Raw genomic sequence first — 13,073 nt, forward strand, 5'->3', positions numbered from 1 at the left:
CCGCTCAGCCCAGCTGCCGGTACCGGCCCCGGAAGTACGTCAGCGGCCCTCCGTCCGCGCTCGGCAGGGCGGCGGTCAGGACGCGGCCGATCACCAGGGTGTGGTCGCCGGCCGGCACCCGCTGTTCGGTGCGGCACTCCAGGGTCGCCAGGGCGCCGCCCGCCAGGGGCGCCCCGGTCGCCTCGCCCCGCACGTACGGGATGTCGGCGAACAGGAGGCGGTCGCTGACGCGGCCCTTCATCGCGAAGCGGCCCGCGATGTGCCGCTGGCTCTCGGACAGGACGGACACCGCCCACAGGGGCTGCTCGTCCAGCAGGTCGTCCATGCGGGAGCCCTCGCGCAGGCTGACCAGGACCAGCGGCGGGTCCAGGGACACCGACAAGAAGGCGGTGGCCGTCATGCCGACGTCCTCGCCGCGCGGCGCCAGCGGGTCGTCGGGGTCCAGCGGCGGCTCCTGCGCGGTCACCAGGACCACGCCCGAGGCCAGCCGGGACATGGCGGCACGGAACTCCTCGTTGCTCACCCCCTCAGAATGCCCGGAGGCGGGCGACGGGAACGGGGACGCGGGGGACGTGAGGGCCCCGGGGGACGTGAGAGGGGGAGTGTTCGGCACCCCGTCACGCTAATCTCCGGTGCGTGCGCCCGGCATCGGACCCCGGTCCGAACCGGGACCTAGGACCATGGGAGGAGACGTGCGCATACCTACAAACTTTGCGTTCGGTAAACGCACAGGGAAAACGCGGGATCCCCACTCAATTGTTCAGGTTTCGCTGTGACTTGAGTCACAAGGGGCGGTAATTGTTGACCCTGTGTACCGAGTGGGGAGCGCGCTGTGATTCAGTGGCGGGGAACCTGCAAGAGCACGATCCGGGGCACCATCAGTAAAGGCGCCGAAGAGAACCCTTGATTCACTGCGAGGTCTCGGGGGGAGGGCGAGCATGGAGACCGACTCGGAGCCCTATGTCCGCCTTGCGTCCCTGCGGCAGCTGCACCAGGCCATGGCCGACATGAACAAGGCCCGCAGCCTGGCCGACACCCTGCAGGCCGTCGCCGACGGCGTCGTCCAGGCCCTCGGCTACGAGCTGGCGTGCGTCAACCTGGTCGGCCCCGACGGCGACCTCGTCGTCGCCGCCTTCGCCGGCAACCAGGCCGCCGAGGCGCTCATCACCGGACGCTCCGGCTCCCGCGAGTCCTGGGACCGGCGCCTGAACATGGGCGAGCAGTGGGGCGACCTGATCTTCATACCCCACACCGAGGGCTGGGTCCTCGACGACGACGACGTCCCGCAGTGGTACACGGACGGGCCCGCGCCCCGCTTCGAGGACGAGTGGCACCCCTCGGACCGGCTCTTCGCCCCGATGTACGCGCCGGGCCCGCAGGGCGGCGGCAACAGCGGCGAACTGATCGGCGTCCTGTCCGTGGACCGGCCGCGCAACGGCCGCCGTCCCGGCGCCTGGGGCCGCGAGGCTTTGCAGATGTACGCGTTCCAGGCCGCCATCGCGATCAGCAACGCCCGGCTCCGCTCCAACATGCAGCGCGCCCTGGTCCGGCTGGAGCGCGACCAGCAGGCGCTCAGGGCCAGCGAGGAGAGCTTCCGGCAGGCCTTCGAGTACGCCCCCTCCGGCATGGCCATCGCCGAGATGGGCGGCGACCAGCACGGCCGCATCCTGCGTACCAACGACGCGCTGTGCCGGCTGCTGGGCCGCCGCGCCTCCTCGATGCGCCGCTACGCCTTCTCCGACCTGGTGCACCCCGAGGACATCGGCACCCTGCTGCGGACCTCCGCCGAGGGCGGCCGGGCCGAGCTGCGCCTGGGCCGCCGCGACGGCACCTACGTCTGGGTCTCGCTGCGCAACAGCGTCGTCGCCGACGCCGCCGACGGGCCGCGCTTCCTGCTCACCCACGTCGAGGACATAGAGGAGCGCAAGCGCCGCGAGCTGCAGCTCGCCCACCGCGCCTCCCACGACTCGCTCACCGGCCTGCCCAACAGCGCCGAGCTGCGCTCCCGCCTCGCCGCCCGGCTGTGCCAGCGCCCCCAGTCCTCGCACGCGGCCGTGGCCGACGCCATGGACGCCGCCTACGGGCATCCCGCCGTGTTCGACTCCGGCGGGCACACCTTCGACTTCGGCGCGGTGACCGAGCCGTACGGCGCCTTCGACCACCATGTGCACGCCGTGGCCCCCGAGGACGGCCGCGACGACGGCACCAAGGGGCTCGCGGTGCTCTTCTGCGACCTCGACGGCTTCAAGTCGATCAACGACCGGTTCGGGCACAACGCGGGGGACGCCGTGCTCATCGAGGTGGCCCGGCGGCTCAGCGGCGGGGTCCGCGACGGCGACACCGTGGCCCGGCTCGGCGGCGACGAGTTCGTGATCCTCGCCAACGGGCTCGGCCGGGCCGACGCCCAGGACCTCGCCGTACGGCTGCGCAACGAGATCATCCAGCCGATCCGGGCCGAGGGCCGGGCCGTCCGCGTGGGCGCCAGCTTCGGCATCGGATGGGCCCACTGCGGCATGACGGCGGACGAGGTGTTGAAGTCCGCCGACGAACGGATGTACGTCGAGAAACGATCTCGTCCCAAACAGCACCGCCGAGCCGGATGATCACCAGGTCGGCGCCCTGATGCGGTCTGAGTCACCCTTTTGGGTGTGTGGGAGCGGGTAGGCTCGCTCTCTCACGACCCGTACCGCACCACGCACCGCATCTGGTTAGGAGACCTAGGGATGACGCCCGGCAACAACGGCGCGAGCACGCCCGAGGACGACGACCCCTTCGGCTACCTCTACGCCGACGGGCAGGCCAACGGGGCCCAGCCGCCGTCCGGTGGCTACGGCTACCCGAACTCCGTCAACCGGGTGCGTCCCGTCGGCACACGGCAGTACGGGGCACCGCAGGGCCAGGGCGCGCAGACCGCCGCCTACGGCCAGGCCGCCCCGCCCCAGCAGGGCGCCTACGGCCAGCCGCAGGGGACGTACGGCCAGCCGAACGCGCACTACGCGGCGCCGGAGACCTTCCCCGGCGGTGGCGGCCCCGGGGCCCCGCAGCAGCCGTCCGGCCACGGCGGGGGCGGCGGGCGCCGCGGCCCCAACACCAAGGGTCTGCTGATCGGCGCGGTGGCGGTCGTCGCCGCCGTGGTCATCGGCATCATCGTGGCCATGACGAGCAACGGCGCCGACGACGACAAGGGCGGCGACGAGGCGGGCGGCGACTCCGCCCCCACCCAGTCCCAGAGCACCGAGCCGAGCCCGTCGGCGAGCGACGGCGGTGCCGAGGAGGAGGTCGAGCTGCCCTCCGTCGAAGCGAAGGCGATGCGGCTGGGCGGCCCCGCCTCCCTGGCGTCGGACGTGGAGGGCGCCCAGTCGGCCGGCGGCGTCTACGTGGCCAACCTCGACCAGCCGGGCGCCTCGGTCACCTGGTCCGTGAACGGCATCCCCGAGGACGGCCTCTACACCCTCTTCACCACGTACAGCGCGGCCGGCGAGGACCAGTCGATGACCCTGACGGTCAACGGCAAGGAGTTCGGCAGCAAGCTGAACCTGGGCAACTTCGCGCACGCCGAGGACGGCGACTTCGCCAAGGGCTGGACCAAGACCTACGCCTGGCCGACCCTCAACAAGGGCACCAACACCATCACGCTGTCCTGCGCCGACGGCGACAAGTGCAACGTCCTGCTGGACCAGTTCTCCCTGAAGAAGGGCCAGGTCAAGAACTAGGCCGCGCCCGCCTCCGCCGTCACCGCGACCCCGCGTCCGAGCAGTTCCTCGTACGCCGCCCGGTCGAACTCACCCGCCACCGGCGCCAGCACCGTCGCCGCCGACAGGGCGACCGCGCGGGCCAGCCGGTCGGGCCAGGGCAGGTGCTCCACCAGGCCGGAGAGCAGGCCCGCCACCGCGGAGTCGCCCGCGCCGGTCGGGTTGCCGTGCACATGGGCCGGCGGGGCGGCCCGCCAGCGGCCCTCCGGGGTCACCGCGAGCAGTCCCTCGGCGCCCAGCGAGGCGACCACCGCGCGGGCACCTCGGCGCCGGGCGGCCTGCGCGGCCCGCTGCGGCTCGTGCGAGCCGGTCAGCTCGGCCAGCTCGTCGGCGTTCGGCTTGATCAGGTCCGGGCGGGCGGCCAGCCCCCGCCGCAGCGGCTCCCCGCTGGTGTCCAGCAGCACCGGCACGCCCGCGGCGCGCGCGGACCGCACCAGCCCGGCGTACGCGCCCACCGGGACGCCCGGCGGCAGGCTGCCGCACAGGGCCACCGCGGCGGCGCCGGTCAGCAGGTCCCCGTACGCCTCCTGGAAGGCGTTCCACTCGGCGGGCGCCACGGCCGGGCCGGGCTCGTTGAGCTGGGTGGTGTCGCCGGTGCGCTCGTCGACCACGGCGACGGTGCGCCGCGTCGCCCCCGCGACCGGGACCAGCGCGTCGGTCACCCCGGGCACGCCGGTCAGCTGCTCGCGCACGACGCCCCCGGTGGTGCCGCCCGCGAAGCCGGTGACCGTCACCTCGTGGCCGAGGGCCGCCAGCACGCGGGCCACGTTCAGCCCCTTGCCGCCGGGCCGCTCGGTCACCTCGGTCACCCGGTGGGAGGCGTGCGGCCTCAGACCCTGGACGCGGTAGGTGATGTCGAGCGCGGTGTTGAGAGTGACGGTGAGGATCACCGTGCCGGCCTCCCCCGATCGTCTGCGGCTGGGTGTGCCCGCGGAGCCGTGCTCCACGACACGATCATGCCAAAAGGGAGGCGGTCGGCCCAGCCCCCGGGTCGGCCGTCACCGGCCGGACCCGGAGCGGACTCGGGGACGGATCAGCCCAGTTGGGGATCGACCACCCATTCGCCCCGGCGCATGACGCCCACCAGGTCGAAGGCGTCGTCCAGGACCACCAGGTCGGCGTCCTTGCCGGGCTCCAGGGAGCCGATGCGGTCCTCCAGGCCGAGCAGCCGCGCCGGGTTGGCGGAGATCGCCGCGACGACGTCCCCGACCGGCAGCCCGTCCACCGTCACCGCCCGCTTGAAGGCGCGGTCCAGGGTGAGCGTGGAGCCCGCGATCGAGCCGCCCTCCACCAGCCGGGCCACACCGTCCGTGACCTCGACCTCCAGCGGGCCGAGCAGATAGCGGCCGTCGCCGAAGCCGGCCGCGTCCATCGCGTCGGTGATGAAGGCGACCCGGCCGGCACCCGCGTGGTGGAAGGCCAGCTGCAGCGCGGCCGGGTGCAGGTGGGTGCCGTCGTTGATCAGCTCGACGGTGATCCGCTCGTCCTCCAGCAGCGCGGTGATGGGGCCGGGGGCGCGGTGGCCGACCGGGGGCATCGCGTTGAAGAGGTGTGTGGCGACGGTGGCGCCCGCGTCGATGGCCTGCACGGTCTGCTCGTACGTCGCGTCGGTGTGCCCGACGGCCGCGATCACGCCGTGCTCGACGAGCAGCCGTACGGAGTCCAGGCCGCCCGGCAGCTCCGTCGCCAGCGTCATCATCATGGCGTGGCCGTGTGCCGCGTCGACCAGCTTGCGCACCTCGGCCGGGTCGGGGTCGCGCAGCAGCTGTTCGTCGTGCGCGCCCTTGCGGCAGGGGGAGATGAACGGCCCCTCGAAGTGAATGCCAACGATGTCGCCCTGCTGCGCGAGTTCGGCGAGCAACCCGGCCCGCCGGGCGAGGTAGTCCAGGTCACCGGTGACGACGGAGGCGACCACCGTGGTGGTGCCGTGCCGGCGGTGGGTCTCGACGCCCTTGAGGATCTCCTCGGGCGTACCGCCGGTGAAGGAGGCCCCACCGCCGCCGTGGTTGTGGATGTCGACGAAGCCGGGGACCACCCAGTGGCCGGACACGTCGACGACCTCGGCCTGCGGGGGAGCCGTGTCCGCGATCCGCGTGCCGTCGACGATCACGCGTCCGTCGTCCACGGTCCCGGTGGGCAGTACCACCCGGGCACCGGCGAGAACCTTGCTTGGGGCCATCAGGTGGTTACCTCCGGGGGAGTCGCGGCCGTGGCAGCCGTGGAAGCCGTGTGAGTCGGAGAAGCGGTGTCGAGCAGGTCCCAGGCCATCAGCCCGGCACCCAGGCAGCCGGCGGTGTCCCCGAGTGCGGCGGGGACGATCTCCGGCAGTTTCTGGAAGGTGACCCGCCGCCGGACCGCGTCCCGCAGCGGTGTGAACAAGGTTTCCCCCGCCTCGGCGAGGCCGCCACCGATGATCAGGACGCGGGGGTCCAGCAGGGTGAGCGCGGTGACCAGCCCGTCGGCGAGCGCGTCCACCGCGTCCCGCCACACGGCGAGCGCGCGGGCGTCGCCCGAATCGACGGCCTTGGCGCAGTCGGCGGCGTCCGCCTCCGGGTCGCCGCAGGCCTCGGCCCAGGCCTGGCTGACCGCCGACGCGGACGCGAACCGCTCCAGACAGCCGCGCTGCCCGCACGGGCACGGGAGGCCGCCGGGGCGTACGACGACGTGGCCGATCTCGCCCGCGAAGCCGTGCGCACCCGCCTCGACCCGGCCGTCGATGCCGATGGCACCCGCGATGCCGGTGCCCAGCGGCACGAACAGGAACCGGTCGGCGCCCCGGCCGGCGCCGATCCTGCCCTCGGCGAGCCCGCCGGTGCGCACGTCGTGGCCGAGGGCGACCGGTATGGAGCCGAGCCGTTCGCCGAGCAGCCTCCGCAGCGGCACGTCGCGCCAGCCGAGGTTGGCCGCGTACACGGCGACGCCCTGCTCGGCGTCGACGATGCCGGGAACGGCGACGCCGGCGGCGCCGGCCGGCTCGCCGAAGCGGTCCGCGCCGTAGGCCCGCAGCTCGGCGGCGAAGTCGAGGATGCCCGCGACGACCGCCTCGGGGCCCCGTTCACGGCCGGTGGCCCGGCGCGCCTGGTGCAGCAGCTCGCCCCCAGGCCCCGCCAGGGCGGCCTTCATCCCGGTGCCGCCCACATCGAGGGCGATGACATGTCTCACGGGGACAGTGTGGCCCGTCTACCCGCGAGAGGTCTAGTCCACTCACGTGGTGTAGACCTTAATCCGGTAAGCGAACGCGCGAACGAGCAGTGAACAACTGGCAGTGAACGCCGAGTCGTCGGCAGGGTTGGGGAACAGGGTGCAGCGGCGTAGGACAGGAATGATCGCGGTGGTGTCCGCGCTGGGCATGACGGCGGTCCTCGGCGGCTGCGGGCTGACCGGCGACTCCGACGGGGTGACCCTGAGGCTCGTCGCCGCCGACTACGGCGACGGCAAGGAGAACAGCTCCCAGAAGTACTGGGACGACCTGGTCGATTCCTACGAGGCCAAGAACCCCGACGTGCACGTGGACGTCACCGTGTACTCGTGGAACGACGTCGACCGCAAGGTCCGCGAGATGGTCGGGGCGGGCAAGGCGCCCGACATGGCGCAGATCGGCGCCTACTCCGACTACGCGGACAAGGGCCTGCTCTACCGGGCCGACGACGTGCTCTCCATCCCGGTCCAGGCCGACTTCGTCTCCCAGCTGGCCGGCGCCGGCCAGGTCAACGGCGTGCAGTACGGCCTGCCCTTCGCGGCCTCCACCCGCGTGCTCTTCTACAACAAGACCCTCTTCAGCGAGGCCGGCGTCACCCCGCCCAAGTCCTGGGACGACCTCGCCGAGGCCGCCGAGGCGCTCAAGGAGAAGGGCGTGAAGTACCCGTACGCCCTGCCGCTGGGCCCCGAGGAGGCACCGGCCGAGACGATGCAGTGGATGCTCAGCGGCGGGGGCGGCTACACCGACGACGTCGGCACCTACTCCGTCGACTCCTCGCAGAACGTCACCACCTTCACCTGGCTGCGCGACGAGCTGGTCGGCAAGGGCCTCACCGGGCCCGTCGCGCCCGGCAAGCTCAACCGCGCCGACGCCTTCGACGCCTTCGCGGCCGGCGACGTGGGCATGCTGAACGGGCACCCCTCGCTGATGAAGACGGCCTCCGACAAGGGCGTCGAGTACGGCATGGTGACCACGCCGGGCGTCGACGGCGAGAGCAGGAACACCCTCGGTGTCTCCGACTGGATGACGGCCTTCAAGAAGAACGGCCACCAGGACGAGATCGGTGACTTCCTCGACTTCGTCTACAGCGAGGAGAACGTCCTCGACTTCTCCCGCGAGTACGGTCTGCTGCCGGTGACCACCTCGGCCTCCCAGACCATGAGCACCGCCGCGGAGGACAAGAACCTTAAGCCGTTCCTGGACGAGCTGCTGCTCTCCCAGCTGTACCCGGTCGGCAAGACCTCCTGGGCCTCGGTCAGCACGGACGTCAAGAAGCACATCGGCGAGGCGGTCGCCTCCGGCGGCAGCCCCACGGAGGTCCTCGGCAAGATCCAGGCGACGGCCATGCGGGCGGGCAGCGCGGAGTAGCCGGGCGGTACGGTGCCGTACATGGACCCGGGAGAACTGGCCGAGCGGGAGCGGAGCATCCTCGCACTGGAACGCCGGGGCTTCTCCGGCCCCGGCGCCAAGGAGCGCGCCATCCGCGAGGAACTGGGCCTGGCCCCCGTCCGCTACTACCAGCTCCTCAACGCCCTCCTGGACGACCCCCGAGCCCTGGCCGCCGACCCGGTGACGGTCAACCGCCTGCGCCGGGTCCGTGACTCACGCCGCTCGGAGCGCTGAGGGACCGCGCCGGGCGGGGCATCGCGTCGGCGCGCGCGGCGCGCCGAGGGCGTGCGCGGGGTGGAGCGCCTGTGCTGGGGCGACGAGCCGGCCAGGCCGCGCAGGGGGGCTTGGGGCGCTGGGGCCGCGCGTACCGGCCGGCCCTTGTACCGGCCCGGACCGCCGTGCCGGGGACGGTGTGCGAGCGTGGCGACGGGCGTTCCCCGAGCCCTGGCCGCCGGCCCGGTGACGGTCAACCGCCTGCGCCGGGTCCGTGACTCACGCCGCTCGGAGCGTTGAGGGCCTGCCCCGCCCGGGCCGGCGCGGGGCGGCGAGTCGGCCCGTCCGTGCCGGTCGTGCGGGCCCGGACCGCCGTGCCGGGCGGGTACGCGCCGGGGCCGCGTGAAGCGCCGCCGGGGACGGTGTGCGAGCGTGGTGACGGGCGTTCCCCGAGCCCTGGCCGCCGACCCGGTGACGGTCAACCGCCTGCGCCGGGTCCGTGAGTCACGCCGCTCGGAGCGTTGAGGGCCCGCGCCGGGCGGGGCCTCGCGTCGGCCCGCGCGGCGCGCCGAGGGCGTGCGCGGGGTGGAGCGCCCGTGCTGGGGGCTTGGGGCGCTGGGGCCGCGCGTACCGGCTGGCCCTTGTACCGGCCCGGACCGCCGTCCGTGACTCACGCCGCTCGGAGCGCTGAGGCCCCGCCCCGCTCGGGCCGGCGCGGGGCGGCGAGTCGGCCCGTCCGTGCCGGTTGTGCGGGCCCGGACCGCCGTGCCGGGCGGGTACGCGCCGGGGCCGCGTGAAGCGCCGCCGGGGTGTGTCGGGCGGTGGCCGTCGTGGGTGGCGCGTGGGGCCGGGGCCGGCGGGATAGGTTCGCGGTATGGGCAGCCACCAGGACTCCACGCGAGACGACTCCCTGCCGACGCCCGCGACGGCCGCCGGACGCGAAGGGCTCGACGCCCTGCTCGCCGATCCCGGCCGTGCGGTGGTCGCGCTCGACTTCGACGGCACGCTCGCCCCGATCGTGCCCGACCCCGACCGGGCCCGCGCCCACCCCGAGGCCGTACCGGCGCTCGCGGCCCTCGCCCCGAAGGTCGCCTCGGTCGCCGTGATCACCGGGCGCCCCGCCGAGGTCGCCGTCCACCACGGCGGCTTCGCGGACGTCCCCGGCCTCGACCGCCTCGTCGTCCTCGGCCACTACGGCGCCGAGCGCTGGGACGCCGCCACCGGTGCCCTCACCACGCCCGAACCGCACCCCGGCGTCGCCGCCGTCCGCGCCGAGCTGCCGGGACTGCTGGAGCGGTCCGGGTCCGCGGCGCAGGGCACCTGGACGGAGGACAAGGGGCACGCGGTCGCCGTCCACACCCGCCGCGCCCCCGACCCGCAGGCCGCCTTCGAAGCCCTGCGCGCCCCCCTCGCCGGCCTGGCCTCCCGCCACGGCCTGATCGTCGAACCCGGCCGCATGGTCCTGGAACTGCGCCCACCCGGCATGGACAAGGGCGCCGCCCTCAGGTCGTACGTCCACTCCCTCGACGCCGGCTCCGTCCTCTTCGCCGGCGACGACCTCGGCGACCTCCCGGCCTACGCGGCCGTCGACACCCTCCGCGCCGAGGGCACCCCCGGGCTCCTGGTCTGCAGCGCCAGCGACGAGGTGACGGAACTGCGCAGGCGCGCGGACGTCGAGGTGCCCGGCCCGGCCGGGGTGGTGGCCCTCCTGGCGGCCCTCGCGCACCGGCTGGCCTGAGACAACGTCACGGACGGTTCCCCCGCCCGTCACAGGCGTGTCCGGACCCGGCGGGCCCGGCAACCCGGTCTGCCGCCCCGCGGTCTTGCCCGCCGTAAAGCCTGCTCGATGAGGCCACAAGCCGTGGAGGAACCGTCATGACCGTCAGGAAGACCCCGATGCTCGCCCTCGCCGCCGTGGCCCTCGGGCTGGCGCTGACCGCCTGCGGCAACGACGCGGACGGCGGCAGCACCGGCGTCCCCGCCCCTTCCACCACCGCCACCGCGACGAGCACCGCACAGACCCCCACCGCCGACGAGGGGACCGCCGCCGGCGGCACGTCCTCGGACAGCCCGGAGCAGGCGAAGCCGGACCAGGGTGCGGGGGAGAAGAAGTGCACGGACCAGCTGGACTACGCCGGTGACCCGAGGCCGAACGCCGAGATCAACTCGATCGGCGAGGAGAGCGGCACCTGCCCGCCGGTCCAGGCCGAGTAGTCCCGGCCGCGCCCCGGCCCGTCAGCGCCGCAGCGCCTCCAGCTGCTCCAGGAACCACCGCGCCGGGGGCAGCGCGGTGCCGGCGTCCGCCAGCCGCTTCGACCGCTCGGCCCGTTCCCCCGCCGGCAGGCCGAGCGCCTCGTGCAACGCGTCCGCCGTGCCCACCACGTCGTACGGGTTCACCAGCACCGAGTCGGCGCCCAGCTCCTCGTACGCCCCCGCCTCCCGCGACAGCACCAGCGCGCACCCCGCGTCGGAGACCAGCGGCACCTCCTTCGCGACCAGGTTCATCCCGTCGCGGACGGGGTTGACGAGCGCCACGTCCGCCAGCCGGTACGCCGCCAGCGACCGTGCGAAGTCGTCCTTCAGATTCAGCACGACCGGCGTCCACCCCGGCGTGCCGAACTCCTCGTTGACCGCGTTCGCGACCCGCTCCACCTCGGCCGTGTACTCCCGGTACACGGCGAGGTCCTGCCGCGAGGGGTAGGCGAACGCGACGTGCACGACCCGTTCGCGCCACTCCGGCCGTCCCGCCAGCAGCTCCCGGTAGGCCAGCAGCCCCCGCACGATGTTCTTGGACAGCTCGGTCCGGTCCACCCGCACGACGGTGCGGCGCGGGCCGCCCTCCGGAGCGGTGCCGATCTCCTCCCGCAGCGCCGCCATCCGCTCCTCGACGTCCGCCTCGTGCGACCGCTTGCGCAGGAAGTCCCCGTCGGCGCCGAGCCCGTGCACGCCGATCTCCGTGCCGCCCGTGCCGCCCACCACGGCGTCGCAGCAGGCGGTGAACGCGTCGGCCCAGCGCCGGGTGAGGAACCCGAGCCGGTCGGCGCCCAGCATCCCGCGCAGCACCTGCTCGGCGATGTCGTCCGGCAGCAGCCGGAAGTAGTCGACCGGGGCCCACGGCGTGTGCGAGAAGTGGCCGATCCTGAGGTCCGGGCGCAGCTCGCGCAGCATCCCCGGCACCAGCGTCAGGTGGTAGTCCTGCACGATCGCGACCGCGCCCTCGGCCGCCTCCTCGGCCAGCGCCTCGGCGAAGGCCCGGTTGTACTCCTCGTAGGAGGCCCACTGCCGCCGGAACTCCGCGTCGAAGACCGGCTCCAGGGGCGTCTGGTACAGCATGTGGTGCACGAACCACAGCACCGAGTTGGCGATCCCGTTGTACGCGTCCGCGTGCACGTCGGCCGGTACGTCCAGCATCCGTACACCGTCCTCGCCGACCCCGCGCCGCACCGCCTCGCGGTCGCCGTCGCCGAGCGCCGAGCACACCCACAGCGCGCCCGCGTCGGGCCCGATGGCCGACAGCCCCGAAACCAGCCCGCCACCGCCGCGTTTGGCGTGCAGCGACCCGTCCTCCCGCACCTCGTACGAGACCGGCCCCCGGTTGGAGGCGACCAGCACCTGAGCAGCACCGAAGCTTGAAGCCATACGCCTCAACCTAGCCCGGCCCCCCGAACCTCAAACGTTTCCCGGTGTCACCTCGGCGGCGATTCGGTCACGCGTCTTGTGCAGAAACTGTGAACGGGTCGAGGATATGCGGTGCATATTTCAACTTCTTGGGGGGCGGGCGAACCATGCCCATACGCATACGTACGAGACGGCCGCGCACCGGCCGGCTCACCGGCACGGCGGCACTGATCGCGGCCTGCGCCCTGGCTCTGGCGGGCTGCGGCGACGGTGACGGCGACACGAGCACGAAGGCGGACGCGGCACCCACGACGGCCACTCCGACCGCCACCGCCACGCCGAGCAGCAGCCCCACCCCCGAGGCGTCCCCCAGCACCGAGCCCCCGACGCCGACCGGGACCCCGACCGCCGTCACCCTGCCGGATCTCACCGGCGGCGGCATCGGTGCGGCCGTCAGCGCCGCCAAGAAGGCGCACGTCGGCTACACCGTGCGCCTCCAGGGCACCGGACAGCGGGCCTCCTCCTGGGGCAGCGGCGAGAAGGTCTGCGAGCAGAGCGGCGGATCCGGCGCCGTGACCTTCACCGTCCCCCGCGACGGCCGCGACTGCGACGGGCGTCTGCTGCACACGCCGAAGCCGGCCCCGAAGCCGACGAAGACCCGGGACAGCGGGACCGGCGGCACGAGCGGGGGCGGCGGCACCACCGGCGGCTCGGGTGGCGGCTCGGGTGGCGGCTCGGGCGTCTGCGAGCTGATGAGCCCGGCCGGCAACTGCTACGCCGACGGCCAGTTCTGCGCCAACAAGCACCACGGCCTGCACACCCACGGCCGCGGCGGCGAGTACCTGACCTGCGAGCTGGACTCCGGCGGCCGGTGGCGCTGGTCGGACGGCGTCCCCGGCTGA

Annotated in this window: 13 protein-coding genes and 1 pseudogene; 9 read left to right on the plus strand and 5 right to left on the minus strand. The window is 73.9% G+C overall.

Annotated elements, in window-relative coordinates; genetic code table 11:
* Positions 1-4: 4 nt before the first annotated feature.
* Complete coding sequence (locus tag ACIQFU_RS26320) at positions 5-613, minus strand: flavin reductase family protein (RefSeq protein ID WP_402554642.1); 609 nt, start codon at positions 611-613, stop codon at positions 5-7.
* A gap of 325 nt (positions 614-938) precedes the next feature.
* Between ACIQFU_RS26320 and cdgB the strand changes: the two genes are divergently transcribed.
* Complete coding sequence (gene cdgB, locus ACIQFU_RS26325) at positions 939-2,603, plus strand: diguanylate cyclase CdgB (RefSeq protein ID WP_402554643.1); 1,665 nt, start codon at positions 939-941, stop codon at positions 2,601-2,603.
* 120 nt (positions 2,604-2,723) lie between these two features.
* Positions 2,724-3,713 carry a carbohydrate-binding protein gene (locus ACIQFU_RS26330; protein ID WP_402554644.1) on the plus strand — a complete coding sequence of 330 codons (990 nt, stop codon included), beginning with the start codon at positions 2,724-2,726 and terminating at the stop codon, positions 3,711-3,713.
* Here ACIQFU_RS26330 and ACIQFU_RS26335 read toward each other — a convergent pair.
* From ACIQFU_RS26335 to ACIQFU_RS26345, 3 genes are all read right to left on the minus strand, one after another.
* Positions 3,710-4,642 carry a 1-phosphofructokinase family hexose kinase gene (locus ACIQFU_RS26335; RefSeq protein WP_402554775.1) on the minus strand — a complete coding sequence of 311 codons (933 nt, stop codon included), beginning with the start codon at positions 4,640-4,642 and terminating at the stop codon, positions 3,710-3,712. The two genes, ACIQFU_RS26330 and ACIQFU_RS26335, sit on opposite strands and share 4 nt — an antisense overlap.
* A gap of 143 nt (positions 4,643-4,785) precedes the next feature.
* Complete coding sequence (gene nagA, locus ACIQFU_RS26340) at positions 4,786-5,931, minus strand: N-acetylglucosamine-6-phosphate deacetylase (RefSeq protein WP_402554645.1); 1,146 nt, start codon at positions 5,929-5,931, stop codon at positions 4,786-4,788.
* Positions 5,931-6,914 carry an ROK family protein gene (locus tag ACIQFU_RS26345; RefSeq protein ID WP_402554646.1) on the minus strand — a complete coding sequence of 328 codons (984 nt, stop codon included), beginning with the start codon at positions 6,912-6,914 and terminating at the stop codon, positions 5,931-5,933. Before ACIQFU_RS26345 ends, nagA begins: the two co-directional genes overlap by 1 nt.
* A 160-nt stretch (positions 6,915-7,074) precedes the next feature.
* Here ACIQFU_RS26345 and ACIQFU_RS26350 point away from each other — a divergent pair, with 160 nt between their 5' ends.
* From ACIQFU_RS26350 to ACIQFU_RS26375, 6 genes and pseudogenes are all read left to right on the plus strand, one after another.
* On the plus strand, positions 7,075-8,319 hold the full coding sequence (locus tag ACIQFU_RS26350; protein WP_402554647.1) for an extracellular solute-binding protein: 1,245 nt from the start codon (positions 7,075-7,077) through the stop codon (positions 8,317-8,319).
* A 21-nt stretch (positions 8,320-8,340) separates the two neighbouring features.
* A complete protein-coding gene (locus ACIQFU_RS26355) occupies positions 8,341-8,574 on the plus strand; it encodes a DUF3263 domain-containing protein (protein WP_402554648.1) in 234 nt (77 codons plus the stop codon).
* Between the two features lie 186 nt (positions 8,575-8,760).
* On the plus strand, positions 8,761-8,853 hold the full coding sequence (locus tag ACIQFU_RS26360; protein WP_402554649.1) for a DUF3263 domain-containing protein: 93 nt from the start codon (positions 8,761-8,763) through the stop codon (positions 8,851-8,853).
* Positions 8,854-8,997: 144 nt separating this feature from the next.
* Positions 8,998-9,078: pseudogene (locus ACIQFU_RS26365) on the plus strand (DUF3263 domain-containing protein); the annotation flags it as partial.
* Positions 9,079-9,427: 349 nt separating this feature from the next.
* Entirely contained in the window at positions 9,428-10,291 is an 864-nt protein-coding gene (gene otsB / locus ACIQFU_RS26370) for a trehalose-phosphatase (RefSeq protein WP_402554650.1), read from the plus strand.
* A gap of 137 nt (positions 10,292-10,428) precedes the next feature.
* Entirely contained in the window at positions 10,429-10,767 is a 339-nt protein-coding gene (locus ACIQFU_RS26375) for a hypothetical protein (protein WP_402554651.1), read from the plus strand.
* A gap of 21 nt (positions 10,768-10,788) precedes the next feature.
* Here the strand turns inward: ACIQFU_RS26375 and ACIQFU_RS26380 are convergent, their stop codons facing one another.
* A complete protein-coding gene (locus ACIQFU_RS26380) occupies positions 10,789-12,192 on the minus strand; it encodes a trehalose-6-phosphate synthase (protein WP_402554652.1) in 1,404 nt (467 codons plus the stop codon).
* A gap of 146 nt (positions 12,193-12,338) precedes the next feature.
* On the opposite strand from ACIQFU_RS26380, the gene ACIQFU_RS26385 reads away from it, so the two are divergent.
* Positions 12,339-13,073: a hypothetical protein gene (locus tag ACIQFU_RS26385; RefSeq protein ID WP_402554653.1), complete on the plus strand. Its 735-nt coding sequence runs from the start codon at positions 12,339-12,341 to the stop codon at positions 13,071-13,073.

This window comes from Streptomyces sp. NPDC093065, assembly GCF_044754585.1.
GTDB lineage: Bacteria > Actinomycetota > Actinomycetes > Streptomycetales > Streptomycetaceae > Streptomyces.